Origin of the sequence: Pseudomonas sp. PGPPP4 (assembly GCF_002256045.1) — a bacterium.
Taxonomy (GTDB): Bacteria; Pseudomonadota; Gammaproteobacteria; order Pseudomonadales; family Pseudomonadaceae; genus Chryseomonas; species Chryseomonas oryzihabitans.
Map to the genome: position 1 here is coordinate 200506 of NZ_NKID01000007.1, position 26997 is coordinate 227502.

At 62.9% G+C, this 26997-nt stretch carries 22 protein-coding genes and 3 tRNA genes; 11 read left to right on the plus strand and 14 right to left on the minus strand.

The features are described 5' to 3' along the window. Window positions 1-58: 58 nt before the first annotated feature. From CFE50_RS14575 to rluD, 6 genes are all read right to left on the minus strand, one after another. Window positions 59-134: transfer RNA gene (locus CFE50_RS14575), tRNA-Lys, on the minus strand. 5 nt (window positions 135-139) lie between these two features. Further along, window positions 140-216: transfer RNA gene (locus CFE50_RS14580), tRNA-Pro, on the minus strand. 10 nt (window positions 217-226) lie between these two features. Then, window positions 227-302 (minus strand) — tRNA-Asn (locus CFE50_RS14585). Between the two features lie 163 nt (window positions 303-465). Beyond that, window positions 466-3030: an ATP-dependent chaperone ClpB gene (clpB, locus tag CFE50_RS14590; RefSeq protein WP_286734571.1), complete on the minus strand. Its 2565-nt coding sequence runs from the start codon at window positions 3028-3030 to the stop codon at window positions 466-468. A 129-nt stretch (window positions 3031-3159) separates the two neighbouring features. Continuing rightward, window positions 3160-3891, minus strand: a complete 732-nt coding sequence (pgeF, locus tag CFE50_RS14595) for a peptidoglycan editing factor PgeF (RefSeq protein ID WP_286734572.1) — start codon at window positions 3889-3891, stop codon at window positions 3160-3162. Then, entirely contained in the window at window positions 3888-4847 is a 960-nt protein-coding gene (gene rluD / locus CFE50_RS14600; protein ID WP_027600189.1) for a 23S rRNA pseudouridine(1911/1915/1917) synthase RluD, read from the minus strand. Before rluD ends, pgeF begins: the two co-directional genes overlap by 4 nt. 188 nt (window positions 4848-5035) lie before the next feature. On the opposite strand from rluD, the gene CFE50_RS14605 reads away from it, so the two are divergent. After that, window positions 5036-6061, plus strand: coding sequence for an outer membrane protein assembly factor BamD (locus tag CFE50_RS14605; RefSeq protein WP_007160812.1), 1026 nt, complete (start codon window positions 5036-5038; stop codon window positions 6059-6061). Window positions 6062-6171: 110 nt separating this feature from the next. Here the strand turns inward: CFE50_RS14605 and CFE50_RS14610 are convergent, their stop codons facing one another. Further along, on the minus strand, window positions 6172-7794 hold the full coding sequence (locus tag CFE50_RS14610; protein ID WP_241809276.1) for an NAD+ synthase: 1623 nt from the start codon (window positions 7792-7794) through the stop codon (window positions 6172-6174). 131 nt (window positions 7795-7925) lie between these two features. Here CFE50_RS14610 and CFE50_RS14615 point away from each other — a divergent pair, with 131 nt between their 5' ends. From CFE50_RS14615 to CFE50_RS14625, 3 genes are read left to right on the plus strand one after another with little or no spacing between them, the layout of a single operon-like run. Continuing rightward, window positions 7926-8174 carry a PP0621 family protein gene (locus CFE50_RS14615; protein ID WP_027600187.1) on the plus strand — a complete coding sequence of 83 codons (249 nt, stop codon included), beginning with the start codon at window positions 7926-7928 and terminating at the stop codon, window positions 8172-8174. Continuing rightward, on the plus strand, window positions 8158-9732 hold the full coding sequence (locus CFE50_RS14620; RefSeq protein WP_027600186.1) for a sensor histidine kinase: 1575 nt from the start codon (window positions 8158-8160) through the stop codon (window positions 9730-9732). Before CFE50_RS14615 ends, CFE50_RS14620 begins: the two co-directional genes overlap by 17 nt. A gap of 2 nt (window positions 9733-9734) precedes the next feature. Then, window positions 9735-11075: a sigma-54-dependent transcriptional regulator gene (locus CFE50_RS14625; protein ID WP_027600185.1), complete on the plus strand. Its 1341-nt coding sequence runs from the start codon at window positions 9735-9737 to the stop codon at window positions 11073-11075. Here the strand turns inward: CFE50_RS14625 and thiO are convergent, their stop codons facing one another. Next, the gene (thiO, locus tag CFE50_RS14630; protein WP_241809277.1) at window positions 11076-12179 is read right to left on the minus strand and encodes a glycine oxidase ThiO; all 1104 of its coding nucleotides are present in this window, start codon (window positions 12177-12179) and stop codon (window positions 11076-11078) included. 95 nt (window positions 12180-12274) lie between these two features. Between thiO and CFE50_RS14635 the strand changes: the two genes are divergently transcribed. From CFE50_RS14635 to CFE50_RS14665, 7 genes are all read left to right on the plus strand, one after another. Beyond that, window positions 12275-12799 (plus strand): GspH/FimT family pseudopilin, encoded by a 525-nt coding sequence (locus tag CFE50_RS14635; protein WP_286734579.1) that lies wholly within the window; start codon window positions 12275-12277, stop codon window positions 12797-12799. Between the two features lie 105 nt (window positions 12800-12904). After that, on the plus strand, window positions 12905-13381 hold the full coding sequence (locus CFE50_RS14640; protein WP_286734580.1) for a GspH/FimT family pseudopilin: 477 nt from the start codon (window positions 12905-12907) through the stop codon (window positions 13379-13381). Continuing rightward, window positions 13378-13851: a type IV pilus modification protein PilV gene (gene pilV / locus CFE50_RS14645; protein ID WP_115945313.1), complete on the plus strand. Its 474-nt coding sequence runs from the start codon at window positions 13378-13380 to the stop codon at window positions 13849-13851. Before CFE50_RS14640 ends, pilV begins: the two co-directional genes overlap by 4 nt. Then, a complete protein-coding gene (locus CFE50_RS14650) occupies window positions 13848-14882 on the plus strand; it encodes a PilW family protein (RefSeq protein ID WP_286734582.1) in 1035 nt (344 codons plus the stop codon). Before pilV ends, CFE50_RS14650 begins: the two co-directional genes overlap by 4 nt. Next, entirely contained in the window at window positions 14879-15349 is a 471-nt protein-coding gene (locus CFE50_RS14655; protein WP_044341575.1) for a pilus assembly PilX family protein, read from the plus strand. Before CFE50_RS14650 ends, CFE50_RS14655 begins: the two co-directional genes overlap by 4 nt. Window positions 15350-15366: 17 nt before the next feature. Beyond that, on the plus strand, window positions 15367-19209 hold the full coding sequence (locus CFE50_RS14660; protein WP_286734584.1) for a pilus assembly protein: 3843 nt from the start codon (window positions 15367-15369) through the stop codon (window positions 19207-19209). Then, on the plus strand, window positions 19206-19661 hold the full coding sequence (locus CFE50_RS14665) for a type IV pilin protein (protein WP_275941137.1): 456 nt from the start codon (window positions 19206-19208) through the stop codon (window positions 19659-19661). The genes CFE50_RS14660 and CFE50_RS14665 overlap by 4 nt, the downstream gene beginning before the upstream one ends. Before the next feature lie 15 nt (window positions 19662-19676). Here CFE50_RS14665 and ispH read toward each other — a convergent pair whose 3' ends face one another. From ispH to murJ, 6 genes are all read right to left on the minus strand, one after another. Beyond that, the gene (gene ispH, locus CFE50_RS14670) at window positions 19677-20621 is read right to left on the minus strand and encodes a 4-hydroxy-3-methylbut-2-enyl diphosphate reductase (protein ID WP_286734589.1); all 945 of its coding nucleotides are present in this window, start codon (window positions 20619-20621) and stop codon (window positions 19677-19679) included. A gap of 34 nt (window positions 20622-20655) precedes the next feature. Further along, window positions 20656-21102 (minus strand): FKBP-type peptidyl-prolyl cis-trans isomerase, encoded by a 447-nt coding sequence (locus tag CFE50_RS14675; protein ID WP_007160800.1) that lies wholly within the window; start codon window positions 21100-21102, stop codon window positions 20656-20658. After that, window positions 21095-21598 carry a signal peptidase II gene (gene lspA, locus CFE50_RS14680; protein ID WP_044341578.1) on the minus strand — a complete coding sequence of 168 codons (504 nt, stop codon included), beginning with the start codon at window positions 21596-21598 and terminating at the stop codon, window positions 21095-21097. Before lspA ends, CFE50_RS14675 begins: the two co-directional genes overlap by 8 nt. Then, window positions 21591-24425 (minus strand): isoleucine--tRNA ligase, encoded by a 2835-nt coding sequence (gene ileS / locus CFE50_RS14685; RefSeq protein WP_286734593.1) that lies wholly within the window; start codon window positions 24423-24425, stop codon window positions 21591-21593. The genes lspA and ileS overlap by 8 nt, the downstream gene beginning before the upstream one ends. Before the next feature lies 1 nt (window position 24426). Further along, window positions 24427-25374, minus strand: a complete 948-nt coding sequence (gene ribF / locus CFE50_RS14690; protein ID WP_007160797.1) for a bifunctional riboflavin kinase/FAD synthetase — start codon at window positions 25372-25374, stop codon at window positions 24427-24429. A 79-nt stretch (window positions 25375-25453) separates the two neighbouring features. Continuing rightward, window positions 25454-26992: a murein biosynthesis integral membrane protein MurJ gene (murJ, locus tag CFE50_RS14695; protein ID WP_286734594.1), complete on the minus strand. Its 1539-nt coding sequence runs from the start codon at window positions 26990-26992 to the stop codon at window positions 25454-25456. Between the last annotated feature and the right edge of the window lie 5 nt (window positions 26993-26997).

A 26997-nucleotide genomic window follows, 5' to 3' on the forward strand; every position in this document is an offset into this window, starting at 1 on the left:
GAGAAAACGATGCCCTAGAAACGCAAAAACCCTCCTTGCGGAGGGTTTCTGGTAAAAATGGTGGGTCGTGTAGGATTCGAACCTACGACCAATTGGTTAAAAGCCAACTGCTCTACCGACTGAGCTAACGACCCAAATATGGTCGGGGTAGGGGGATTCGAACTCCCGACATCCTGCTCCCAAAGCAGGCGCGCTACCGGGCTGCGCTATACCCCGAGAATGGAAGTGGCTCCGCGACCTGGACTCGAACCAGGGACCCAATGATTAACAGTCATTTGCTCTACCGACTGAGCTATCGCGGAATTTCGATCTTCCAACCCCTCTTACGTCAGTGCCTTTCGGGCTTTGCCGTAAGTGAGGTGCGCCATTTTACGGAAGTGGAAACAGACGTCAACACCTAGCCTGCTGTTTTTTCACAAATTTATGCGAAAGGCCGGGCGACCCCTGGGATCGCCCGGTCATTTCCTAGGCGAAGACGATCTCGTCGCCCTCTACCCTGCCCTCGATGCGGCTGTTCGGCGCGAAGGCGCCCGAAAGGATGCGCTGGGCCAGCGGATTCTCGATCCAGCGCTGGATCGCCCGCTTGAGCGGACGGGCACCGTAGACCGGGTCGTAACCCACCGCCACCAGCTTGTCCAAGGCCTCGGGCGACAGCTCCAGCTGCAGGTCACGCTCGGCCAGGCGCTGCCGCAGGTGCTGCAGCTGGATCTCGGCGATGCCGGCGATCTGTTCGCGGCCCAGGGGCTCGAACACCACCACCTCATCGATCCGGTTGATGAACTCGGGGCGGAAATGACTGGCCACCGCATCCATCACCGCGGCGCGCTGGGCATCGGGATCGCCGACCAGCTCTTGGATCTGCGCCGAGCCCAGGTTCGAGGTCATGACGATCACCGCATTGCGGAAATCCACGGTTCGACCCTGGCTGTCGGTCAGACGCCCGTCGTCGAGCACCTGCAGAAGGATGTTGAAGACATCCGGATGAGCCTTTTCCACCTCGTCCAGCAGGACCACCGAGTAAGGCTTGCGCCGCACGGCCTCGGTCAGGTAGCCACCCTCTTCATAGCCGACATAGCCGGGCGGAGCCCCGATCAGGCGAGCCACGGAGTGCTTCTCCATGAATTCGGACATGTCGATGCGCACCATGGCGTCTTCGGTGTCGAAGAGAAACTCCGCCAGCGACTTGCACAGCTCGGTCTTGCCCACCCCGGTCGGGCCGAGGAAGAGGAAGGAACCGCTGGGGCGATTCGGATCGGACAGGCCCGCCCGCGAGCGGCGCACAGCATTGGCCACGGCGGTGACCGCCTCGTCCTGGCCGATCACTCGGTTGTGCAGGGCCTCTTCCATGCGCAAGAGCTTGTCACGCTCGCCTTCGAGCATCTTGCTGACCGGAATGCCGGTCCACTTGGAGACCACCTCGGCGATCTCGTCTTCGGTGACCTTGTTGCGCAAGAGCTGGTTGGCCGGCTTCTCGTGCTGGTCGACCATCTGCAGGCTGCGCTCCAGATCGGGGATGGTGCCGTACTGCAGCTCGGCCATGCGATTGAGGTCGCCCTTGCGGCGAGCGGCCTCCAGCTCGGTGCGCGCCTGTTCGATGCGCTGCTGCAACTGGGCGGAATCCTGGACCTCGGCTTTTTCTGCCTTCCAGACCTCTTCCAGATCGGCGTATTCCTGCTCGAGGCGGGCGATGTCCTCGTCGAGTTTTTCCAGTCGCTTGCGCGCGGCCTCGTCCTCTTCCTTCTTCAGCGCCTGACGTTCCACCTTGAGCTGGATCAGCCGGCGATCCAGACGATCCAGGGCCTCCGGCTTGGAGTCGATCTCCATGCGGATGCGGCTGGCGGCCTCGTCGATCAGGTCGATGGCCTTGTCCGGCAGCTGACGATCGGTGATGTAGCGATGAGACAGCTTGGCCGCGGCGATGATGGCGCCATCAGTGATGGCCACCTTGTGGTGCACCTCATAGCGCTCCTTGAGGCCACGCAGGATGGCGATGGTGTCTTCCTCGCCCGGCTCGTCCACCAGCACCTTCTGGAAGCGCCGCTCCAGGGCCGCGTCCTTCTCGATGTACTGGCGGTACTCGTCGAGGGTGGTGGCACCCACGCAGTGCAGCTCGCCACGGGCCAGGGCCGGCTTGAGCATGTTGCCGGCATCCATGGCGCCCTCGGCCTTGCCGGCGCCGACCATGGTGTGCAGCTCGTCGATAAAGAGGATGATGCGCCCTTCCTGCTTGGCCAGTTCGTTGAGCACGCCCTTGAGGCGCTCTTCGAATTCACCGCGGAATTTGGCGCCGGCGATCAGCGCGCCCATGTCCAGGGCCAGCAGGCGCTTGTCCTTGAGGCCATCGGGCACTTCGCCATTGATGATGCGCTGGGCCAAGCCCTCGGCGATGGCGGTCTTGCCGACGCCGGGCTCACCGATCAGGACCGGGTTGTTCTTGGTGCGGCGCTGCAGGACCTGGATGGTGCGGCGGATCTCGTCGTCCCGTCCGATAACCGGGTCGAGCTTGCCGTCTTCGGCGCGCTTGGTGAGATCGACGGTGAACTTGTCCAGCGCCTTGCGGCTGTCTTCGGCATTGGGGTCATTGACCGCCTCGCCCCCGCGCAGGTTGTTGATGGCGTTCTCCAGCGCCTTGCGCGAGACGCCCTGCCCCAGCAGCAACTTGCCGAGGCGGGTGTTCTCGTCCATGACGGCGAGCAGCACCAGCTCGCTGGAGATGAACTGATCGCCCTTTTGCTGGGCCAGACGATCGGCCTGGTTGAGCAGCCGCGCCAGATCCTGGGACAGATTCACGTCGCCGGTGGGATTCTGGATCTTGGGCAGCTTGTCCAGCTCTTCGGCCAGGGTCTTGCGCAGGCTGGCGAGGTCGAAGCCGACCTGGCGCAGCAGCGGAGAAATGGAACCGCCCTGCTGGTCGAGCAGCGCGGAGAACAGGTGCAGCGGCTCGATGGCCGGATGGTCATGGCCGACGGCCAGGGACTGGGCATCCGCCAGAGCGAGCTGCAATTTGCTGGTGAAACGGTCTATACGCATGGGCAAGGTCCTATCTGAGACGCGGGATGGCGCAGCAGAGGGCGCTTTCGATTACCCGCGGGAATGACCTTTAGATAGGGGCGATGCCTAACGATTCAAGCCACAGAGGCTTGACATCCGAAAAAATACTTAGGCGTTGATCCAGATCAGGCTGGCAAAGCGACCGGTCCGGGCGCCGCGCCGATAGGAAAAGAAGCGCTCCTCGTCGGCGAAGGTGTCGAAGCCACCGCCATGAACCGCCGTGATGCCTTGAGCCGAAAGGCGCAGACGGGCCAGGGCATAGAGATCGCCCAGGTACTTGTCGCCGCCCCTGGCCACGAAGCACCGCTCGGCCTCGGCGTGCTGGGTGACAAAGGCCTCGCGCACCTCGGCGCCCACTTCGAAGCTGGCCGGCCCTATGGCGGGGCCCAGCCAGACCAGCACCTCGGCGGGAGCGACCTCCAGACTGGCGGCAGCCGCTTCCAGCACGCCACCCGCGAGACCGCGCCAGCCGGCGTGGGCCGCCGCGACGCGAGAGCCGTCCCGCCGGCAGAACAGGGCCGGCAGGCAATCGGCGGTCATCATGGTCACGGCGATGCCGGGCGTGGCCGTCCAGGCGGCATCGGCCTGGAGCACCTGGGTCGGATCGGCTTCGACGACGGCAGTGCCATGGACCTGTTCGAGCCAGGCCGGCTGGCACCCCAGGGCCTGGCCCAGGCGTCGACGATTTTCGGCGACCGCAGCCGGATCGTCACCGACATGGTTGCCCAGGTTGAAGCTGGCGAAAGGCGCCTGGCTGACGCCACCCGCGCGGGTGGTCACACAGGCCTGGACGCCGACCGGCGCCGGCCAGTCCGGCCGCAACCAGTCGGCGTCGATCATTCGAAGGATTCCCGATCCTGGCGCAGCAGATCCAGCAGCCAGACCAGGTCTTCCGGCAGCGGCGACTCCCAGCGCAGGCGTTCGCCGGTCACCGGATGATCCAGTTCGAGGAAGCGCGCATGCAGTGCCTGGCGCGGGAATTCGCGCAGGGTCTTGACCAGGGTCGGATTGGTCGCCGGCGGAATCTTGAAGCGACCGCCATAGACCGGATCGCCCACCAGCGGAAAGCCTACATGGGTCATGTGCACGCGGATCTGGTGGGTGCGCCCGGTCTCGAGCTTGACCCGGGTATGGGTATAGGCACGGAAGCGCTCCAGCACCCGGTAGTGACTGACCGCGGGCTTGCCCCCGGCGATCACCGCCATCTGCTGGCGGCGCTGGGAATGACGGCCGATGGGTGCATTGACGGTGCCGCCGGCGACGATCACCCCGGCGACGATGGCTTCATAGATGCGACTCACCGAGCGCGCCTGCAACTGGGCGACCAGGTGGGTATGGGCCTCCAGGGTCTTGGCCACCACCATGAGTCCGGTGGTGTCCTTGTCCAGGCGATGGACGATGCCGGCACGCGGCACGCTGTCCAGCGAGGGCACGTGGTGCAGCAGGGCATTGAGCAGGGTGCCGTCGGCATGGCCGGCGGCCGGATGCACCACCAGCCCGGCCGGCTTGTCGAGCACCAGCAGGTGATCGTCTTCGTAGACGATGTCCAGTTCGATGTCCTGGGCCACCCACTCGCCCTGGGCCTCGCGCTCGGCGCGCAGCGCCAGCTGGGCGCCGCCATGGACGGTGTCACGCGGACGCAGCACGGCGCCGTCGACGGTCAGGCTACCGTCCTTGATCCAGGCGGCGAGACGCGAGCGGGAGTGTTCGGCGAACAGCTGGGCAGCGACCTGATCGAGGCGCTGGCCACCGAGTTCGTAGGGGACTTCGGCATTGAGAACGATGGATTCGGACATGGATCTGCGCGGGCAATGGCAGGGCTTTTGGAATCGGCCCGACCCTGTGGTTAAATACGGCGACTTTTTTGCCCCGGCATTCCGGGTCGATCATCATAACAGGACGGTTCCGGCCCCGTCACAGGCTAGGTGAGCGCTCTCCGCGCTCATCCCTGCACCGCCGACCGTTTCGGGGAATCCAAGCCGCCATGCAATTGAAGCACCTGCTGCTGGTCACCAGCCTAGTCCTCACCGCCGCCTGCTCCTCGAAAGCACCCGAGGTTCCGGAAAATCTGCCGGAAGGCGAGCTCTACACCCAGGCTCAGCGCGATATCTCCAACAGCAGCTACACGGACGCCATCAGCAAGCTGAAGGCCCTGGAGTCGCGGTATCCCTTCGGTCGCTATGCCGAGCAGGCCCAGCTCGAGCTGATCTACGCCAACTACAAGAATGGCGAGCCCGAGGCGGCGCGCACGGCGGCGGATCGCTTCATCCGCCTGCATCCGCAACACCCCAATGTCGACTATGCCTACTACATGAAGGGCGTGTCCTCCTTCGAACAGGACCGCGGCCTGCTGGCGCGCTTCCTGCCACTGGACATGACCAAGCGTGACCCGGGCGCGGCGCGCGATTCATTCAACGACTTCGCCCAGTTCACCAGCCGCTTCCCCAACAGCCGCTACGCCCCCGACGCCAAGGCGCGCATGGTCTACCTGCGCAATCTGCTGGCGGCCTACGACGTGCACGTCGGCCACTACTACCTGACCCGCAAGGCCTATGTGGCCGCCGCCAACCGCGGTCGCTACGTGGTCGAGAACTTCCAGGGCACTCCGTCCGTGGGCGATGGCCTGGCGATCATGACCGAAGCCTACAAGCACCTGGGTCTCAACGACCTGGCGGCCACCAGCCTGGAAACCCTCAAGCTCAACTACCCGGACAACGTCAGCCTCAAGGATGGCGAATTCCAGCTGCGCGAGCCGGACGACAAGGATCAGCAGCGCTCCTGGCTGACCCGTGCGACCCTGGGCCTGATCGATCGCCCGAGCGATCCGCTGCCGCCCGGCGAGACCCGCGCCAGCCAGGACATCCAGCGCAAGTACCAGGAAGAGCGCGACAACCTGGCGCCCGAGCTGCGCATCGTCGACCCGGCCGAAGCCGAGAAGGCCGGTGGCGCGACGCCGGCGCCGGCCAAGCGCTCCTGGTTCAGCCGCCTGACCTTTGGTCTGTTCGACTGATCCGGCAGCAGACGTGAAAAGGGGAAGCCAGTGGCTTCCCCTTTTTTATTGCCCGCAATGGCTGGCGACCCCCTCTGGCGCCGGATCGCAGGGGTCCGGCGCCCGACGAGCTAGTCGCCGATGCGCCAGCCCGAGGTGATCGGATAGCGCCGGTCACGCCCGAAACCGCGCTGGGTGACCCGGGCGCCCACCGCCGCCTGGCGCCGCTTGTATTCGTTGAGATCCACCAGGCGCAGCACCCTGCGCACCGTTTCCTCGTCGAAGCCGGCAGCGACGATGTCCACGGCCGAGAGATCCTGCTCGACATACAGCCGCAGGATCTCGTCGAGCACCGGATAGGGCGGCAGCGAGTCCTCGTCCTTCTGGTCCGGCGACAGCTCGGCCGATGGCGGGCGATCGATCACACGCCGGGGAATCACCTCGCCCGCGCGATTGCGGTATTCGCAGAGGCGGAACACCAGGGTCTTGGGCACATCCTTGAGCACGTCGAAGCCACCGGCCATGTCGCCATAGAGGGTGGCGTAACCGACGGCCATCTCGCTCTTGTTGCCGGTGGTGAGCACCAGATAGCCCTTCTTGTTGGAGATGGCCATCAGCAGGGTCCCGCGGCAACGCGCCTGCAGATTCTCCTCGGTGGTATCCCGCCCGAGTCCGGCGAATTCGCTGGCCAGAGTCGCCTGAAAGGCCTCGACCATGGGTGCGATGGGCAAGACGCTGTAGCGCACTCCCAGCGTCCGCGCCTCGGCTTCGGCGTCGTCCAGGCTGATCTGGGCGGTGTAGTGATAGGGCATCATCACCGCCTCCACCTGCTCCGCGCCCAGCGCATCCACGGCGACCGCCAGCACGAGGGCCGAATCGATGCCACCGGACAGGCCCAGCACCACGCCCTTGAAGCCGTTCTTGCACACATAGTCGCGCACCCCGAGCACCAGGGCGTCATAGACGCTGGCCTCCAGCGAGGCGACGGGGGCGAGTTCGGCCGGCTGCGGTTGCAGGGCCGCATCGATGATCACCGGATAGAGGCCTTCGACGAAGGCCGGCGCGCGCTGACTGACCTGCCCCCGGGCATCGACCACGAAGGAATGACCGTCGAATACCAGCTCGTCCTGGCCACCCACCTGGTTGACGTAGACCACCGGCATGCCGCCCTCGCGGGCACGCTCGCCCACCACGGCCTCGCGCTCCGGCTGCTTGCCGCCGTGGAAGGGCGAGGCATTGAGGTTGAGCATCAGTCGCGCCCCGGCCGCTCGTGCCCTGGCCATGGGCTCGGCGAACCAGATGTCCTCGCAGATGGTGACGCCGATGGGCACGCCCTGGTAGTCGAACACGGCCGCTCTGTCGCCCGGCTCGAAATAGCGCTTCTCGTCGAACACCCGGTAGTTGGGCAATTGCTGCTTGCGATAGAAGGCCAGCTCGGCGCCATCGCGATAGACCGCGCAGGCGTTGTAGCGTCGCCCCTCCTCCAGCCAAGGAAAGCCCACCAGCACATGGATGCCGGCGATCTCCTGGCGGATCCGCTGCAGCCCCTGCTCGATCCGGCGCTGCATGCTCGAGCGCAGCAGCAAGTCCTCCGGGGGATAGCCGCACAGCGACAGCTCCGGAAAGACGATGAGATCGCCCTGCAGCTCATCCCGGGCCTGCCGGGCGGCGGCGATGATGCGCTCTACATTGCCATGGATGTCGCCGACCTTGAGGTTCACCTGCGCCATCACGACGTTCAGCAACTGACTCATGCACTCTTCCTTGCCCGATTGATCGGCGCATTTTCCCGCAAGCAGCGAAGCGGGACAATCGATGCCATGCGGGGCTCACCGCCTGCAGCGGCCCTGCTAAACTCCACCCTCCTTCACGCTGCGAGATCGCCATGGGTCTGCTTCGCCTGCTGTTGTGGCTCGTCCTCCTGGGCGCGCTGTTCTGGATGATCAGACGCTGGTGGCGCGGCAAGACGCAGACGCCGTCCGGCAAGGCCCGTCCGTTACCGCCCAACCCCATGGTGCGCTGCGCCCATTGCGGCGTGCACGTGCCCCAGGAGAGAGCCCTGGCCGATGGCGAAGGCCAGCGCTGGTACTGCAGCGCCGAACATCGCCGGTTGCAGCATGAGCACCGCGACTGATCCAGGCACCCTGAGAGCCGACGCGGTCCTGCGGCTCTATCACCTCTATCGCATCGTCATCGGCTTGGCGCTGGTGGTGCTGATTTCCAGCGACCTGGACCAGCACTGGCTGCGCACCGTCGACGGCCAGCTGTTCCGCCAGGCCAGCTGGGCCTATCTCGCCATCAACGCCGTGCTGGCGGTCGGCCAGCGGCTGTTGCGCGGTCGCGCCTTCACCCTGGCGCTGATCGACATCCTCGCCCTGGGCGGGCTGTTCTTCCTGGCCGGCGGCATCGCCAGCGGCATGGGCAGTCTGCTGGTGGTGACCGTCGGGGTGTCCAATGTCCTGATCCGCGGCCGCCGCGGCCTGCTGATCGCCGCCCTGGCGGCCATCGCCCTGCTGCTGGCGACCGGCTATCTCGACCTGCGCCGCGGCGACAGCGGCAGTGGCTATGTGCAGGCGGCGGGCCTGGGCACCCTCTGCTTCGCCACGGCGCTGCTGGTGCAAGGCCTGGTCCGGCGGCTGCTGGACAGCCAGGCCCTGGCCGAAACCCGCGCCACGGCCGTGGCCGAACTGGAAGCCCTCAACGCCCTGATCCTCGAACGGATGCGGACCGGCATCCTGGTGTTCGATGCCGAATACCAGGTGCTGCTGGTGAATCCGGCAGCCCGCCGCCTGCTGGGGGTGGACGACGAGGACACCATCGCCCCCCTGGCCCTGGGTCTCGCCCAACGCCTCGAGGAGTGGGAGCGCAATCCCAGTATCCGGCCGGCGCCCTGGCGCGCCTATGCCAACGGCCCGCTGCTGCAACCCAGCTTCGCTCGCCTGCAGCAGGGCGAAGGCGAACGGGTGCTGACCTTTCTCGAAGACGTCTCGCGCATCGCCCAGCAGGCCCAGCAACTCAAGCTCGCCTCCCTGGGTCGCCTCACTGCCGGCATCGCCCACGAGATCCGCAATCCGCTGGGCGCCATCAGTCACGCCGCCCAGCTGCTGCAGGAATCCGAGGAGCTGGCCACGCCGGACCGGCGCCTGGCGCAGATCATCCAGGACCAGTCGCGGCGAATGAATCGAGTGGTGGAGAACGTCCTGCAGCTGTCTCGCCGCCAGCAGGCCGCCCCTCAGCTGATCGACCTGCGCTACTGGGCGCACCGCTTCGCCGGGGAGTTGCGCCCTACCCTGCCCGCCGGCCAGACGCTGCACGTCAAGACCGAGCCGGGCACCCTGCAGACGCACATGGATCCCCACCAACTGGGCCAGATCCTGACCAACCTGGTGCAGAACGGCCTGCGCTACAGCTGCCAGAAGCACGGCATCGGCCAGGTCTGGCTCAGCACCTACCGCGATCCGGAAAGCGACCTGCCCATCCTCGAAGTGGTCGACGACGGACCGGGCGTTGCCGCCGAGCAACTCGACCACCTGTTCGAGCCCTTCTTCACCACCGAGAACAAGGGAACCGGGCTGGGGCTGTACATCTCCCGTGAGCTTTGCGAGAGCAACCAGGCCAGACTTGGCTATCATCCCTTGGCGAACGGCAGCTGTTTTCGCATCACCTTCGCCCATCCCCGCACAATGAGCTGAGCATGGCCCGACAGAAAGTCCTGATCGTCGACGATGAACCCGATATCCGCGAACTCCTGGAGATCACCCTGGGGCGGATGAAGCTCGACACCGCCAGCGCCAAGAACATCGCCGATGCCCGGGCCATCCTCGAACGGGAAAGCTTCGACCTCTGCCTGACCGACATGCGCCTGCCTGACGGCTCGGGACTGGACCTGATCCAGTTCATCCAGCAACGCTTTCCGCAACTGCCGGTAGCCATGATCACCGCCTTCGGCAGCCTGGAAACCGCGGTCCAGGCCCTCAAGGCCGGTGCGTTCGACTACCTTACCAAGCCGGTGGACCTGCCGCGCCTGCGTGAGCTGGTAGGCACCGCCCTGCGGCTGTCCGGGCCTGCCCCGGCAGCGGCCGGTGCCAGCGAAACCCAGCTGCTCGGCGAATCGCCGCCCATGCGCGCCCTGCGCAACCAGATCGCCAAACTGGCGCGCAGCCAGGCGCCGGTCTACATCAGCGGCGAATCGGGCAGCGGCAAGGAGCGGGTGGCACGACTGATCCATGAGCAGGGGCCGCGGGCCGGTCGCCCCTTCGTACCGGTCAACTGCGGCGCCATCCCCTCGGAACTGGTGGAAAGCGAATTCTTCGGCCACCGCAAGGGCAGCTTCACCGGCGCCATCGAGGACAAGCAGGGCCTGTTCCAGGCCGCCCAGGGCGGCACCCTGTTTCTCGACGAGGTAGCCGACCTGCCGCTGCCGATGCAGGTCAAGCTGTTGCGCGCCATCCAGGAAAAGGCCGTGCGCCCGGTAGGCAGCCAACAGGAGATCAGCCTGGACGTGCGCATTCTCAGCGCCACCCACCGGGATCTGGCCGCCGAAGTCGCCGCCGGGACCTTCCGCCAGGACCTCTACTACCGCCTCAACGTCATCGAATTGCAGGTGCCGGCCCTGCGCGAGCGCCGCGAAGACATCGGCATCCTGGCCAACCATATGCTCGAACGCCTGGCACGCGACGCCGGCCTGGCCGCGGCCACGCTGGGCGAGGATGCCCTGGCCAAGCTCAAGAGCTACCGTTTCCCCGGCAACGTGCGGGAACTGGAAAACATGCTGGAGCGGGCCTACACCCTCTGCGAGGGCGACGTCATCCGCCCGGCCGATCTACGCCTGGCCGATGCCCCGGCAGCCACCGCCACCGGCGAAGCCAGCCTGGCCAACATCGCCAATCTGGAAGACCACCTGGAGTCCATCGAACGCCAGCTGATCATGCAGGCCCTCGAAGAGACCCGCTGGAATCGCACCGCCGCTGCGGAACGCCTGGGCCTCTCCTTCCGGTCGATGCGCTATCGACTGAAGAAGCTCGGCATCGACTGATCAGCCCACCGCCAACCGCGCGCCTGGCGCATAGGGCGCCGGATCGATGATGGGCGTGCGCTCGGTGAGCAGATCGGTCAGCAACTGGCAGGACGCCGGCGCCAGCACCAGGCCGTTGCGATAGTGCCCGCAGTTTAGCCACAGCCCAGGCAGCTCCGGTACCGGCCCGATGAAGGGCACGCCATCCGGCGACCCCGGCCGCAGTCCCGCCCAGTGCGCCACCGGCGCCTGGCCGGCCAGGGCCGGCAGCAACTCGGCGGCCGAGGCCTGCAGGCTGGCCAGCGCCTCGGCGGTCGGCGTCTTGTCGAATTCGGCGTGCTCCAGGGTACTGCCGATGAGGATATGCCCATCGCGGCGCGGAATGGCGTAGCGCCCCTTGGCCAGCACCATGCTGGTCAGATAACCCACCGGCTGGCGATACAGCAGCATCTGCCCCTTCACCGGCCGCACCGGCACCGCCAACCCCAGGCTCTGCAGCAACTCACCGCTCCAGGCCCCGGCACAGACCACCACGGACTCGGCATGGATGGCCTCGCGCGCGGTCTGCACCCCCACTACCCGCTCACCCTGGCGCAGGAAACCGGTCACCGGCGACTCGCTCACCAGCGTCACATTGGGCATGCGCAGCAGGGCTTCGCGCAGGGAGCGCACCAGCCGGGGATTGCGCACATTGGCCACCCCCGCCATGAAGACCGCCCGCTCATAGCCCGGCCCCAGCACCGGCACCCGCTGCCGCACCGCCGCGACCGACACCGACGCCAGCGGCCGCACATTGCGCCGCGCCCAGTCCAACGCCTCGGTTTCGTCCTCCAGATCGAGCCAGTACAGCCCGGTCACCTCGACCTCGGGGTCCACCCCCGTCTCCTGCCGCAACCGTTCCCCCAGCACCGGATAGAAATCCTGCGACCAGTGCGCCAACGCCGTCACCGCCGGCTGATAGCGCCACGGATACAGCGGCGACACGATCCCGCCGCCGGCCCAGGACGCCTCCCGCCCCGGCTCGCCGCGCTCGACCACCACCACCCGCCGACCGCTCAAGGACAGGTGATAGGCCGACATCAGCCCTATTGCACCCGCCCCGACCACCGCTACATCAAAGATCACGTCACACCTCTACATCCTGGAATTGACTGTTCCGCCGTCCTGGCGCAAAACGGCTAGCGCGGCCAGGAAGGCCGCCTACCCACAAGGACGTCAACATGACCTATCGCATCGCGCGAGGCTTCAGCCTCTTTGAATCCCTGATCTGCCTCAGCATACTGAGTATTGTGGCCTCCCTGGCCGTCCCCGCCTTTGGGGGAATGCTGCAGCGCAATCGCCAGCAGCTGGCCATTCAGCAACTCAGGGAGACAGTCAACTTCGCACGGGCGGCTGCGATCAATGGCCATGCCACTGTGTCCATCTGTCATGCACCGACCGGCGAGTGCGACGGCTCGAACCTCTGGTCGGCTACCACCCGCGTCTTCCGCGACTGGGATCGCGATGGCCTTCAATCAGTCGAAGAGCCCACCCTGCTGATCAGTCAGCTCCCCGAGGGACTGCACTGGCGGTGGAACAATTTCCGTACGCTACCGCATCTGACATTTTTAAACAGCGGCGTGACCGACGCCCTGAACGGCAGCTTCATCCTCTGCCAAGGCGCCGAGCCGCGCGCACGACTGGTCCTGAACAAGGCAGGGCGGATCGAGGTGGCGAATCTTCGCACCAGCGATCGCTGCGCCTGAACGTCCTGACCAGACACCTTCCCGTTTCGACCGGATATCCGCCGTACGCTGGTCCAGCCAGGCATGATCCCCCATGCTTGGCCTTCCAGCCCAGCGAAACCGACGATGCGGACCCAGTACGGCTTTACCCTGATCGAAACCCTGGTAGCGCTCGCCATTCTGGCGATCGTGGTCAGCATTGCTGCGCCTTCCTTCAATAGGACAGTACAAAGCAACAGAGCTGCCGTGGCCAGCAATGAACTGGTCGGTGCGCTCCAGATAGCACGTTCAGAGGGACTAAAACGTCGTGCCGATGTAATGCTTTGTCGTCGCAATACGCAGGGCAATGCCTGTGAAAACGGCACCGACTGGGCCGCTGGATGGCTACTGATCCAGGGCAATCTGGTGATTCAAGTCTGGGAGAGCATCAACGGTATCACCCTTACCGGACCAAGCGCTGGCATAACCTTTCGCAGCAATGGCCTGACTACCCTGACCGCAAATCAGACTTTCACTCTCAGTACACCTAGCTGCACACGCACCGTTTCGCTCAACCTCACAGGTAGCGCCTCCGTCAATCAAAACGGGTGTCAACAGCCATGAGTCCCAACTACCGGCAGCGCGGCGCCACCCTGATCGAAGTTCTGATAGCAATGTTCATTCTTGCTATCGGTCTGTTGGGGCTGGCTGGCCTGCAAGCCGTCAGTACGCAGAGCAATCAGGGGGCTTATTACCGCTCGCAAGCGACCGTTCTAGCCAGCGACATCGTGGAGCGAATGCGTGCGAATAGAAAAATGGCACTGGCGGGCAATTACACTACCAGTAGCTTTCCCACATCCTCCAATACTCATGCGGTTGAAGGTACCCAGGACAAGCGCGACCTCGCAGAGTGGTTGAACAACTTGGCGAATAGTTTACCTCAGGGCACTGGCACCATCGTGACTGACAGCAACATCGTTACAGTGAGTATTCGTTGGGATGACGGACGGGGGCGGATTAAAAGTGCCAATGAAACAAGCGACCAGCTAACCGCTCGAAAAACGGAAACCTTTGCCTATAGGACCCGCCTATGAACCGCGCAGCGTTTCATCGTCAGGCTGGCCTGTCTATCATCGAACTGATGATTGCTCTACTGCTGGGTCTGGTTCTCATAGGCGGAGTGCTACAGCTGTTTCTTTCATCACGACAGACATATCAGACCAATGCAGCTCTATCACAGGTTCAAGAATCCGGTCGCTTCGCCTTGGAGTTCTTAGCCTTCGACCTTCGTAATGCGGGTTATCGAGGCGAGTGCCTGAGCCAACTGAATGATCTGACGCCCAGCACCCTGACCAGGGATTCAAATGGCATAGAAGACGAAAGATACGTTCTCGGTAGCGGTATCAGAGGCTGGAGCAATACCAATCCAGGCACGGTACCTGCCTGGTTGAGTCCGACATACAATGCGCGCACCGCGGCCACTGATGTTGTTCTGCTCAAACACGCGGTGAATCCGGTAGTCATGGCACTACCCACCGGCACCGTGGCTACGGCGACGAGTCTCACCACTGGCACTACGGACAATGGCGCTAGAAAAGGTAGTCTCATCATTGTGTCGGATCCAGTGGCCTGCGATTTCTTCGTCAATCAAAGCACTTCAGGCACATCCGTCTCACTTCCTACCGGGAAAAGCTTCAGTCGCCTTTATAACGATACAGCTCAGGTTTTGAGCTATCAGAGCGTCCTCTATTATCTGAGGGATGACGCTACCAGCGGCGCGCCCTCTCTATGGCGTACCCGCTACGGAGCTACCGACACTTCGGCTGCCAGCGCGACACCGGAGGAGCTGACCGAAGGCATTCAGGATTTGCAAATTCAATACGCCCTGGGTGACGCCAACGGCCAGATAACGGGTGACTACCTCGAGGCGAATGACGCCAACTTAACTGGCAATTGGCAGAGTGTCGTTTCCGTTCGGGTGAATCTCCTCGCGGTCAGTCGCCAGAGGAATGTGGTTTCGCCCAATCAAACCCTTCGTTTCATGGGTAGTGACAGGACGATCGCCGATGGCCGACTCGCCCAAGCCTTCACGCTTACCGTTGGGATTCGTAATCACCTGCCATGAAAAACCCCTCGAATCGACAAAATGGCGCGGTACTCATCGTGACGCTGGTCATGTTGCTCCTGATGACGCTGATCGCCATTGGCAGCATGAGAGGCACGGTCTTGCAAGAGCGTATGGCCGGAAACCTGCGCGATGAAAACCTCGCCTTCCAGACTGCCGAAATGGCCCAGCGAGACGCAGAGCAGGCAGCAAGGAATCGCTCTGTAGCCGACTGGCAAACGACTGCGCTTACCACCGCCTGGACCAATGCAACAACCCTCTCTAACCAAGGGCAGGCGACTTATCGTATGAATCCCCTACCCGGCGTGACCATCCGCAAAGCCGGCGACAGTATCGAGGCCGGTGTACCTGTCACTACCAGCGTCATTCGCATCGAAAGCAAAGGGCTCGGGAGCTCACAGGATACTGCGAGCACGCCAGCCGCCAGCTCCACGGTCAATATAAGCACCCTCTACATCAGGCGTTAGCGTTCGGAGATCCGGCAATGAATCCTCTCTCGTCACTATCTGCCGCTAGGTTTTGCTTCACAGCTCTCGCATTGGGCCTGTTTGGCAGCGCTCTACCCATAGCTCAAGCAGCTGTTTCCCAAAGTCCGCTCATCATTGGCAGTGACATTCCTGGCAGTCTGGCGCTGGTGCCCTCCGTCGAATGGCCTACCGTTCTGTCCGTGGCCAATATAGGAAACTATGTCGCCTCAACTCGCTATAGCGGCTATTTCGATTCGGAAAAGTGCTATCTCTATCAATACGGCACTCAGGACGTCGATCGTTATTTCTATCCAGCAAGCACAACGAGCAGCGCCTCCAATTTCCGCTGCACTGGCGACAAGCAGTGGAGCGGAAATTTTCTCAACTGGGCCGCCACCCCTACGATCGACCCTTTCCGCAGCGCCTTGACGGGCGGCAATCGAATTGTCGACAGCACTACCTCGACCATCCTGCAAAAAGCCCGTCACAGCGGTCAAAACTCAGCCGGCAACCGAATCAATACTGGCCAAAACATGGCGCAATTGACGGGAGCGCTGCCTTTAAATAACTGGGCAAACCTGAACATTCGCCTACAGGGACTCAACTTCGACATGTTGATTTCCAACTGGTCCGATAAAATAGGAGGAAGTGAAGCTTCAGGCGAAGGCCAGGCTGAATGGGTCGACTACGATCCTGAAAACTCAGCGCAATGGTCTGGGGGAAAACTTAATACTGCTTACACACCTCGTGGACAATCCGTAAAAAGCGTTTACCGACTCAAAGTTCAGGTAAAAGTTTGCGTATCAGAAGCACTCAAAGAGGCGAACTGCAAACTGTATCCGAATGGGCAATACAAACCCGAGGGACTTTTACAGCAATATTCGGATCGCCTACGGTACTCTGCATTCAGCTATCTAAACGATGGGAACTCTTTGAGGGACGGCGGGGTTTTGCGGGCCAATCAAGCCTACATAGGACCCAATCCTCCGGACCAGACGAAAGGGAGAGCAGAATGGAGCTCGACAACGGGTATTCTGGTCACCAACCCTTCCCCCGCAGAAGCCAATGCGACGAACGCCAATATAGATGGCGGTAGCCGCGTCGCCAACAGCGGCGTCATCAACTATATAAACAAATTTGGCTCTATGCCTTACAGTGGAAACAACTATAAAAACCTCAAAGACTACGACCCGGTTAGCGAGCTCTACTACACCGCAATACGCTACTTCAAGAACCAAGGAAACGTAACAGCCTATAGCAATCTTACAGGCGATAGTGATAACCGTTATGCACAAGCTGACGGATTCCCGGTCGTGACTACTTGGAACGATCCCATCACCTACTCCTGCCAAAAGAATGTCATTCTCGGCATTGGGGATGTAAACACATGGAATGACAAGAATTTGCCTGGAAACACCCGTCGCAACGCGGAACCTGACATACCACCTGAAGTAGACGCAGATAAAACCGTGGATGTAAGCAAAGTGACCGCTGAAGTCGCCTCGCTGGAAGGTATCACCATCAGTACGCCTTTCTCGGGCCGAGAAAACTCAGCATACATCGCTGGCCTCGCTTACGACGCTCATGTGCGCGACCAACGCGGAGATTTATCTGGGAACCAGACCATCTCCACTTACTGGGTAGATGTCAGGGAGAATCAGCAACTCAAGAGCAAAACGAGCAACCAATATTGGCTAGCTACCAAATATGGCGGCTTTACCGTTCCTCAGAACTTCGATCCTGACAAGGCAAACTCCGCCAGCATCACAGAAGCCATGTGGACCACTAATGGTCAGATCCTTTCGACCGGTGATAAGCGACCCGACAACTTCTTCGTCGGTGGCGATGCCGACGCGATGGTCAGCGGCCTAAAAAACGCCTTTTCTAAAATCGTTCAAGAAACAAGCACAACCAGCACTTCTCTTGGCAGCAACAGTACCGAACTGGAAACCGGCAGCGCCCTTTTTAGAAGCTCGTTCGAGCCAAAGTACTGGAGCGGTGACCTGCAGTCGCTGAGCATCAACAGTTCAGGGGTCGCCAGTAATATCGCTACTTGGAGCGCAGCTGCCCAATTAGACAATGCCTCGCCTGATGGGCGCACCATATTGACCAGCAACGCACTGACCTCAAGCACCCGGGCACTTGACGCTAATGTCACCTATTCAAGTGGCGGCAAGAGCTTCAAATGGAGCGTGTTGGACAGTGATGCCAAAACTGCCCTGCGTCAGACCGCAGATGGAACAACGCTCGTTAGCGATGCCGAAGGCGAGGCACGACTCAACTATCTGCGTGGTGATCGCTCCTATGAAACACGCTCGAGCAACCCCATGCGGACACGAAAGAGTCGGCTAGGCGATATCGTAAACTCGGACCCCTACTATGCGGGACCTATGGATTTCGGCTACAACCTGCTTAGTGGCGCCTCCTGGGGCCAAGCAGGTCCTGGCTACCTCACCTTCCGTCAAACCATAAAGGACAGCAAACCCTTTGTCGTGGTTGGGGCTAACGACGGCATGCTGCACGCATTTGACACCTCCACAAACGGTGGTGGTAATGAACTGTTTGCTTTCGTCCCCCGAACGCTTCTTGGGCAGCTTTATCGCCTAACGCAGCGAGACTACAGCCATCGGTACTATGTCGACGGCGGAATAACAGTTGGGCACGCCTGGGTGGATAGCGCTTGGAAAACCCTAGCCGTAGGCACCGCCGGCGCTGGTGGCAACTCCGTCTTCGCACTCGACGTTACGGATCCGAGTGCACCAAGCGTGAAGTGGGAGTTCTCGTCTTCGCAAATGAACTACCCTATCCAACGCCCTTCGCTGGTGGCCCTGGAAAATGGAAAATTCGGGGTGATTGTAACCAGCGGCTTTGTCAATGGCACCGCCACATCGGGTAAAGTCTGGATTCTTGACGCTGCCAACGGCAGTGTAATGGCCAGTTTCACCGTCAATACCAGTGGTGGATTGGGAGAAGCTGTAGCTGTCGACCTGACTAACGACCGCATTGCCGACCGGCTCTATGTACCTGACACCAAAGGGAATATCTGGCGCTTTGACCTAAAAGGCGCCGATCCGGCTAACTGGGGCATTCCCAGCACCCTTGGCAGTAGCCCCCTGTTTACTGCGAGAGTAGGCAATACGACTACCGATGCAGTGCAGCCCATCACCTCGGCGCTCTCCGTAACCCTAAACAAGTACGGAAATCCGGTTGTGCTTTTTGGCACAGGGAGCTACTACCAGACGGGCGATAGCGATGTGCCGGCCTCCCCGCGTCTCGAGAGTTACTACGGCCTGATTGATAAAGGGGTGACGATCCAGCGTAGCGCCTTGGTACAACAGACCTTCATCGCACAGCAGTCCTCAGGCACCAGAACTCTTCGAGTGGTAAGCAACAACGATATCCCTTCGGACAAGTCAGGTTGGTACCTGGATCTGGCCTTCAACAACAACCGCCAGGGGGAACGCGTTATCGCCCGCTCAAAACTCAGGAATGGGGCCCTGACCTTCACTTCACTTATTCCCTCTCCTGATGCTTGCAAAGGAGGTGGGATCAGCGCGCTAATGATCATTGATGCTCAAACCGGCTCACGCCTGACCTATAGCCCGCTCGACTTCAATGGCGATGGCGTAATCAATGATCAGGACTACTACCTGGCCGCTGATGGCACCAAAATCCCTTACTCAGGGCTCATTGATACTCAACAAGGCATCGTGAAGACTCCGACCTATATAAATCGGGGAGACAGTGCTGATACCGACCTCATCTGCTATACCGGCTCAGCAACAGGGCAGCCCCAATGCGAACCTGTCAATAAAGGCTCCCGCGTTTCAGAACGCGCTTCCTGGCGTGAAATCAGATGAATGAGATAATTGGAATGCGACCTAGAAGCCAACAGCGTGGCTTTACCCTGATAGAGCTGATGATAGTGGTGGCCATCGCGGGCATTCTTGCGGCCATCGCCTACCCCTCCTACATGGAGCATGTCAGAAGGACGAATCGTACCGACGCCGAGGCGTCTCTGATGCAGTTGGCGCAATTCATGGAGCGCTACAACACAGGTACAGGGCGCTATTCGAAGACACTCGGGCAGACGGATGTGCCGGATAATCCGGCCCCGCCCTACCCCACGGGTACCGGCTATACCTTCTCGATCACTATAGGAAATGCGGGTACGTCCTATACGGCGACGGCGACGCCGAACAACCCGGGTACGATGGCCAATGACAGGTGCGGGAATCTGACACTCACCAACACCGGCTTGAAGGGCCAAACCGGCCAAAACGTCACCACCGCCGACTGCTGGCGCCGCTAGCGCGCCAGCGACGTCCTAGACCGCCTTTACCCTGAGCTCTCGCGGCAGGGTGAACGTGATGTGTTCCGGCTCGCCTTCCAGCTCGACTTCGCCGGTGGCGCCCCAGCTCTGCAGCTGGTCGATGACGCCGCGTACCAGGACTTCGGGGGCCGAGGCGCCGGCGGTGACGCCGATGCGCTGGACGCCCTCGAACCAGCTCCGCTGCAGGTCTTCGGCGCCATCGATGAGGTAGGCCGGGGTGCCCAGGCGTTCGGCGAGTTCGCGCAGGCGGTTGGAGTTGGAACTGCTGGGGCTGCCGACTACCAGCACCACGTCGCTTTCCAGGGCCAGGGTCTTTACCGCGTCTTGGCGATTGGTGGTGGCGTAGCAGATGTCGTTCTTGCGCGGACCATTGATGTGGGGAAACTTGGCGCGCAGAGCATCGATCACCTTGCGGGTGTCATCCATCGACAGGGTGGTCTGGGAGACGTAGAACAGGGCTTCGGGGTTGCGCACCTCGAGCTTTTCCACGTCTTCCTCGTCTTCCACCAGGTAGATGGCACCGCCGGCACGATCATCGTACTGGCCCATGGTGCCCTCCACCTCCGGGTGCCCGGCATGGCCGATGAGGATGCATTCCTGGCCGTCACGACTGTAGCGCGCGACTTCCATGTGCACCTTGGTCACCAGCGGACAGGTGGCGTCGAACACCTTGAGGCCACGCTCGGCGGCCTCGCGGCGCACGGCCTGGGAGACGCCGTGGGCGCTGAAGATGAGGATGACGTCGTCCGGTACATCGGCCACGTCTTCGACGAAGACGGCGCCACGGGCGCGCAGGTTGTCGACCACGAACTTGTTGTGCACCACTTCGTGACGCACATAGATGGGCGGACCGAAAACGTCCAGCGCCCGGTCGACGATGTCGATGGCGCGGTCCACGCCGGCGCAGAAGCCGCGGGGATTGGCGAGCTTGATCTGCATAGGCTCCTCTGCCCGCTTCACGGGCGGCGTTGGATCAATGGGAGACGGCAGGCTCGATGGCCAGGATTTCCACGTCGAAGGTCAGCACACGGCCGGCCAGCGGGTGGTTGAAGTCGATGATCACCTGCTCGTCGTCGTAGCTCTTGACCACGCCAGGCATCTCGCCACCGGCGGCGTCGCTGAAGATGATCAGCAGGCCGGGCGACAGCTCCATGTCACTGAAATCATCCCGCGCCATGGTCTGCAGATTGCCGTCGTTGGGCTGGCCGAAGCCGCGCTCCGGCGGAATGGTCAGGCTGGTCTTGGTACCGGCCTCCAGGCCGAACAGCGCCTGCTCGAAGCCGGGCAGCAGATTGCCGTCGCCGACGGTGAAGGTGGCCGGCGCCTTGTCGAAGGTACTGTCCACCACGTCGCCATTCTGCAGCTTGATGGCGAAATGCAGGGTGACCCGGGTATCCGGGCCGATGGTGATCTCAGCCATGGGCTTCCTCGGGCTTCTTCTTGCGGAACATGTCCAGGGCCAGCATCACGGCACCGACGGTGATGGCGCTGTCGGCCAGGTTGAAGGCCGGGTAGTACCACTCCTGGCGCCAGTGCACCAGGATGAAGTCGATGACGTGGCCCAGGACCAGGCGGTCATAGAGATTGCCCAGCGCACCACCCAGGATCAGGGCCAGGGCGATGGCGGTCCAGGTGTCGTTGCGCAGGCGCTTGAGCCAGACCACCAGAACCACGCTCACTATCGCGGCGATGCCGGCGAAGAACCAGCGCTGCCAACCGGAGTGATCGGCCAGGAAGCTGAAGGCAGCGCCCGGGTTGTAGGCCAGGGTCCAACTGAGGATGTCCGGAATCACCGGCACCTTCTGGTAGAGCGACAGGTTGGCCTGGAAGTAGAGTTTGGTCAGCTGATCCAGCAGGATCACCAGCACACTCAGGGCCAACCAGGGCAAGGCACCGAAACGCGAGGCGTCACGCATGCTCGCGCACCTCGCCGGCACCATAGACGTTGGTCACGCAGCGCTCGCATATCTCTGGGTGCGCGACATCCTTGCCAACGCTGTGGCTGTGGTGCCAGCAACGGGCGCACTTGGGTGCCTCGGACTTGCGGACCACCAGCTTGAGGCCGCTCAGTTCGCTGGCCACGGCGCCTTCCGGAGCCTTTTCCAGCGGCTGGACAGCGGCCTGGGACGAGATCAGCACGAACCTGAGTTCATTGCCCAGGGCCTCCAGCACGCTCTGCAGGGCGCTGTCGGCGTAGAGGGTGATCTCCGCCTGCAGGCTGCCGCCCAGGGTCTTGGCGGCGCGCTGGTTCTCCAGCTCCTTGTTGACCGCGGCCTTGACCGCCATCACCTGATCCCAGTAGGCGCGATCCAGGGTCGCGCCCTTGGGCAGGGCGAAGAGGCCGTCGTACCAGGTGGTCAGCATCACCGACTCTTCCCGCTCGCCCGGCAGGTACTGCCAGATCTCGTCGGCGGTAAAGGACAGGATGGGCGCGATCCAGCGCACCAGGGCCTCGGCGATGAGATACAGCGCGGTCTGGCAGGAACGCCGCGGCAGGCTGTCGGCGCCGGTGGTGTACTGGCGGTCCTTGATGATATCGAGGTAGAAGCCGCCCAGCTCCTGCACGCAGAAGTTGTGCACCTTCTGGTAGACGTTGAGGAAACGATACTCGGCGTAGGCCTGTTCGATTTCCTGTTGCAGCAGCAGCGCACGATCCACCGCCCAGCGATCCAGATCGATCATGTCTTCGGGAGCGACCCGATTCACCGCCGGATCGAAGCCGGAGAGGTTGGAAAGCAGGAAGCGCGCGGTGTTGCGGATACGGCGATAGGAGTCGGCGCTGCGCTGCAGGATCTGGTCGGAGACCGCCATCTCACCGGTGTAGTCGGTGGAGGCGACCCAGAGGCGCAGAATGTCGGCGCCCAGGCTGTCGATGACCTTTTGCGGGGCGACCACGTTGCCCAGCGACTTGGATTGCTTGCGGCCCTGCTCGTCCACGGTGAAGCCATGGGTCAGCAGTTCCTTGTAGGGTGCGTGGCCGTCGATGGCGCAACCGGTCAGCAGCGAGGAATGGAACCAGCCACGATGCTGGTCGGAACCCTCGAGGTAGAGATCGGCCACCGGACCCTGGTCATGGGCCAGCTCGGCATGGGAGCCACGCAGCACGTGCCAGTGGGTGGTGCCGGAATCGAACCAGACGTCGAGGGTGTCGCGACTCTTGTCGTACTGGCCGGCTTCTTCGCCGAGCAGTTCAGCGGGATCGAGCTTGAACCAGGCTTCGATGCCCTCGCGCTCGACGCGCTGGGCGACGGCTTCCATCAGCTCGACGGTACGCGGATGCAGCTCGCCGCTTTCCTTGTGGGTGAAGAAGGGAATCGGCACGCCCCAGTTGCGCTGGCGCGAGATGCACCAGTCGGGCCGACCGGCGATCATGCCGTGCAGCCGTGCCTGGCCCCAGGCCGGGACGAACTGGGTCTGCTCGATGGCCGCCAGGGAGCGCTCGCGCAGGGTGGCGCCCTCGTTGGGCTGCTTGTCCATGCCGACGAACCACTGGGCGGTGGCGCGATAGATCAGCGGGGTCTTGTGGCGCCAGCAGTGCATGTAGCTGTGGTTGATCGCCTCGTGCTTGAGCAAGGCGCCCGTCTCTTCCAGCGCGCCGACGATGACCGGGTTGGCCTTCCAGATGAACTGGCCGCCAAATAGCGGCAGCGACTCGGCGTAGACGCCGTTGCTCTGCACCGGATTGAGGATGTCGTCGTTGCTCAGGCCGTACTGCTTGCAGATGCGGAAGTCATCTTCGCCGTAGGCCGGCGAGCAGTGCACGATGCCCGTACCGGCGCCCAGCTCGACGTATTCGGCCAGGTAGATGGGCGACAGGCGCTCGTACAGCGGATGACGGAAGTTGATCAGCTCCAGGGCGGTTCCCGGGGCAGTGGCGATCACCTCGCCCTGCAGGCCGTAGCGCGCCAGGCAGCTTTCCACCAGCTCTTCGGCCAGCAGCAGCAGGCGATCACCGACGTCCACCAGCGCATAGGTGAATTCGGGATGCACGTTGAGCGCCTGGTTGGCCGGGATGGTCCAGGGGGTGGTGGTCCAGATGACGATGGCGGTGGGCTTGGCCAGCGCTTCGAGGCCGAAGGCGGCGGCCAGCTTGTCGGCATCGGCGACCGGGAAGGCCACGTCGATGGCGTCGGAACGCTTGTCCTGGTACTCCACCTCGGCCTCGGCCAGGGCCGAGCCGCAGTCGAAGCAGAAGTTGACCGGCTTGAGGCCCTTGAAGACGAAGCCCTTCTTGACCAGTTCGCCCAGGGCGCGGATCTCGCCGGCCTCGTTGGCGAAGTTCATGGTCAGGTAGGGATTGCTCCAGTCACCCAGCACACCCAGGCGGACGAAGCCGGCCTTCTGCTCTTCGATCTGCTCGCTGGCATAGGCACGGCAGCGCTCGCGGGTCAGGTCCGCCGGCTGATTCTTGCCGAAGGTGGTCTCCACCTTGTGCTCGATGGGCAGGCCATGGCAGTCCCAGCCCGGCACATAGGGGGCATCGAAGCCGGCCAGGGTCTTGGACCGGGTGATGATGTCCTTGAGGATCTTGTTCAGCGCATGACCGATGTGGATGCTGCCGTTGGCATAGGGCGGACCGTCATGCAGGATGAAGGTCGGACGGCCCTTGCCGATGGCGCGCAGCTTCCCGTACAGGTCGATGTCCTGCCAGCGCTTGAGCGCTTCCGGCTCGCGCTGCGGCAGGCCGGCTTTCATCGGGAATGCCGTTTCCGGCAGGTTGAGCGTCGCTTTGTAATCGGTCATGTCAGTCCAGGCTCGTTGACGGTTGCCCCTGCCAGTAGGCGCGGGCCGTGGCGACGTCCGCTTCGATCGCCGCCTTGAGGGCCTCCAGAGAGGCGAATTTCTGTTCGTCGCGGACCTTCTGCACGAAGGTCACGCTGAGGTGGCGGCCATAGAGGTCGCCGGCAAAGTCCAGCAGATGGATCTCCAGGTGCGGACGGCCATCGCCCTGCACCGTCGGCCGCTGACCGATATTGGCCACGCCCGGTACCACCCGCCCATCGATCAGGCTGCTGACCAGATAGACGCCGCGCAGCGGCGGTCGACGCCGCTTGAGCTGGACGTTGGCCGTGGGCCAGCCCAGCTGACGCGCCAGCTTCTGGCCATGCAAGACCCGTCCCGAGAGGCTGTAGGGCCGGCCCAGCATGCGCGCGGCCAGGGCCAGATCGCCGTCGGCCAGGGCCTGGCGGATCAGGGTACTGCTCACCCGCAGGCCGTCCAGCTCGACGGTGGTGGCGGCTTCCAGGGTGAAGCCGTGGTCGCGGGCAGCCAGGTTCAGGTAGGTGAAGTCGCCGGCGCGGTCGCAGCCGAAACGGAAATCGTCACCGATCTCCAGGTGCTTCACCCCCAGGCCTTCCACCAGCACCTGCTGGACGAAGGCCTCGGCGGACAACTCGCGCAGCCGCCGATTGAAGTTCAGGCAGAGCACGTTGTCGACGCCCAGGCGCGCGAAGCATTCCAGCTTCTCGCGCAGGCGGGTCAGACGCACCGGCGCGATATCGGGCAGGAAGAATTCCCGCGGCTGAGGTTCGAAGATCACCACGCAACTGGGCACCCCGAGCTCCGCCGCCCGCTCACGCAGCCGCGCGAGGATGGCCTGGTGCCCCAGGTGAACCCCGTCGAAGTTGCCAATGGTGGCAACGCAGCCCTTGGGAAAGGCGTCGAGATGATGGAGACCACGAAACAGCTGCATGGGTAGGTATTGCTCAGAAATTAATCGATTATATCCGGATGCCCGCCGCGAGGACAGGCGCACACCCGGCCTTGTGCAATCACAGCACCGCGCGCCGATTGAAGTCGCGCACGCGGAAGCCGAGCAGGAAGAGACTGGCGAAATAGGCCAGCACCCCCGCCGCGACCAGACCGCCCAGACGCAAGAGGCGCTGCCACATCAGTCCTTCGCTCCAGCTGGGCAGCAGCTGCATCAGGCCGACCAGCACCGCGGTCATTACCGCCACCGCGATCAGCAGTCGCAGCAGGAAGCCTGTCCAGCCCGCCTGGGGGATGAACAGGTTATGGCGGCGCAGTTGCCAGAATAAAAGGCCGGCGTTGAGACAGGCTGCCAGGCCGATGGCCAGGGCCAGGCCGACATGCTGCAGCGGCCCGATCAGGATCAGGTTGAGCACCTGGGTCACCGCCAGGGTGAAGAGCGCGATCTTCACCGGGGTCTTGATGTTCTGCTGGGCATAGAAACCCGGCGCCAGCACCTTGACCAGGATGATGCCGAGCAGCCCCACGGCATAGGCGACCAGCGCTCGCTGGGTCATCAGGGCGTCATGGGCATCGAAACGGCCGTACTGGAACAGCGAGACGGTCAGGGGCTCGGACAGCAGCGCCAGGGCCGCCGAGCAAGGCAGCACCAGCAGGAAGCACAGTCGCAGGCCCCAGTCGAGCAGCCGCGAATATTCCTGGCGATCGGCCTTGGCGTAGGTGCGCGACAGCGCCGGCAGCAGGATGGTCCCCAGCGCCACGCCGAGCACCCCCGAGGGCAGCTCCATCAGGCGATCGGCGTAGTACATCCAGGACACCGAGCCGGCCGCCAGGAAGGAGGCGAAGATGGTGTTGATGATCAGCGAAATCTGGCTGACCGAGACCCCGAGGATCGCTGGCCCCATCTGCCTCATGACCCGCCAGACGCCACTGTCCCGCAGATTCAGTCGCGGCAGCACCAGCATGCCGATGCGCTTGAGATGCGGCAGCTGATAGAGGAATTGCGCCAGGCCACCCACCAGGGTCGCCCAGGCCATGGCCATGATCGGCGGATCGAAATAGGGAGTCAGGAACAGCGCGAAGATGATCATGCTGACGTTGAGCAGGGTCGGCACGAAGGCCGGCACGCTGAACCTGTTCCAGGTGTTGAGCACGGCGCCGGCCAGGGACGCCAGGGAGATCAGCAGGATGTAGGGAAAGGTCACCCGCAGCAGATTGGAGGTGAGGGCGAATTTCTCCGGGGTGTCGGCGAAACCCGGCGCGGTGATCCAGATCACCAGGGGCGCGGCCAGCATGCCCAGCACCGTGACTAGCGCCAGCACCAGGGTCAGCAGGCCGCTGACGTAGGCCAGGAAGGTGCGGGTGGCCTCCTCGCCCTGCTGGGCCTTGTATTCGGCGAGGATGGGGACGAACGCCTGGGAAAAGGCCCCTTCGGCGAAGATGCGGCGCAGCAGGTTGGGCAACTTGAAGGCGACGAAAAAGGCGTCGGTGGCCATGCCGGCGCCAAAGGTGCGGGCGACGATGGTGTCGCGCACGAAACCCAGCACGCGGGACAGCATGGTCATGGAGCTGACGGCGGCCAGGGACTTGAGCAGATTCATGGCAG

Excerpts from the sequence above, each read along its gene's own strand:
- lspA (WP_044341578.1), bottom strand. The coding sequence starts at position 21,598 with ATGCGTGACGCCTCGCGTTTCGGTGCCTTGCCCTGGTTGGCCCTGAGT.
- pgeF (WP_286734572.1), bottom strand. The coding sequence starts at position 3,891 with ATGATCGACGCCGACTGGTTGCGGCCGGACTGGCCGGCGCCGGTCGGC.
- pilV (WP_115945313.1), top strand. The coding sequence starts at position 13,378 with ATGAGTCCCAACTACCGGCAGCGCGGCGCCACCCTGATCGAAGTTCTG.
- murJ (WP_286734594.1), bottom strand. The coding sequence starts at position 26,992 with ATGAATCTGCTCAAGTCCCTGGCCGCCGTCAGCTCCATGACCATGCTG.
- CFE50_RS14615 (WP_027600187.1), top strand. The coding sequence starts at position 7,926 with ATGGGTCTGCTTCGCCTGCTGTTGTGGCTCGTCCTCCTGGGCGCGCTG.
- rluD (WP_027600189.1), bottom strand. The coding sequence starts at position 4,847 with ATGTCCGAATCCATCGTTCTCAATGCCGAAGTCCCCTACGAACTCGGT.
- clpB (WP_286734571.1), bottom strand. The coding sequence starts at position 3,030 with ATGCGTATAGACCGTTTCACCAGCAAATTGCAGCTCGCTCTGGCGGAT.
- CFE50_RS14605 (WP_007160812.1), top strand. The coding sequence starts at position 5,036 with ATGCAATTGAAGCACCTGCTGCTGGTCACCAGCCTAGTCCTCACCGCC.
- CFE50_RS14655 (WP_044341575.1), top strand. The coding sequence starts at position 14,879 with ATGAAAAACCCCTCGAATCGACAAAATGGCGCGGTACTCATCGTGACG.
- ispH (WP_286734589.1), bottom strand. The coding sequence starts at position 20,621 with ATGCAGATCAAGCTCGCCAATCCCCGCGGCTTCTGCGCCGGCGTGGAC.
- CFE50_RS14620 (WP_027600186.1), top strand. The coding sequence starts at position 8,158 with ATGAGCACCGCGACTGATCCAGGCACCCTGAGAGCCGACGCGGTCCTG.
- CFE50_RS14660 (WP_286734584.1), top strand. The coding sequence starts at position 15,367 with ATGAATCCTCTCTCGTCACTATCTGCCGCTAGGTTTTGCTTCACAGCT.
- CFE50_RS14625 (WP_027600185.1), top strand. The coding sequence starts at position 9,735 with ATGGCCCGACAGAAAGTCCTGATCGTCGACGATGAACCCGATATCCGC.
- CFE50_RS14640 (WP_286734580.1), top strand. The coding sequence starts at position 12,905 with ATGCGGACCCAGTACGGCTTTACCCTGATCGAAACCCTGGTAGCGCTC.
- CFE50_RS14650 (WP_286734582.1), top strand. The coding sequence starts at position 13,848 with ATGAACCGCGCAGCGTTTCATCGTCAGGCTGGCCTGTCTATCATCGAA.
- CFE50_RS14610 (WP_241809276.1), bottom strand. The coding sequence starts at position 7,794 with ATGAGTCAGTTGCTGAACGTCGTGATGGCGCAGGTGAACCTCAAGGTC.
- CFE50_RS14665 (WP_275941137.1), top strand. The coding sequence starts at position 19,206 with ATGAATGAGATAATTGGAATGCGACCTAGAAGCCAACAGCGTGGCTTT.
- CFE50_RS14635 (WP_286734579.1), top strand. The coding sequence starts at position 12,275 with ATGACCTATCGCATCGCGCGAGGCTTCAGCCTCTTTGAATCCCTGATC.
- CFE50_RS14675 (WP_007160800.1), bottom strand. The coding sequence starts at position 21,102 with ATGGCTGAGATCACCATCGGCCCGGATACCCGGGTCACCCTGCATTTC.
- ileS (WP_286734593.1), bottom strand. The coding sequence starts at position 24,425 with ATGACCGATTACAAAGCGACGCTCAACCTGCCGGAAACGGCATTCCCG.
- ribF (WP_007160797.1), bottom strand. The coding sequence starts at position 25,374 with ATGCAGCTGTTTCGTGGTCTCCATCATCTCGACGCCTTTCCCAAGGGC.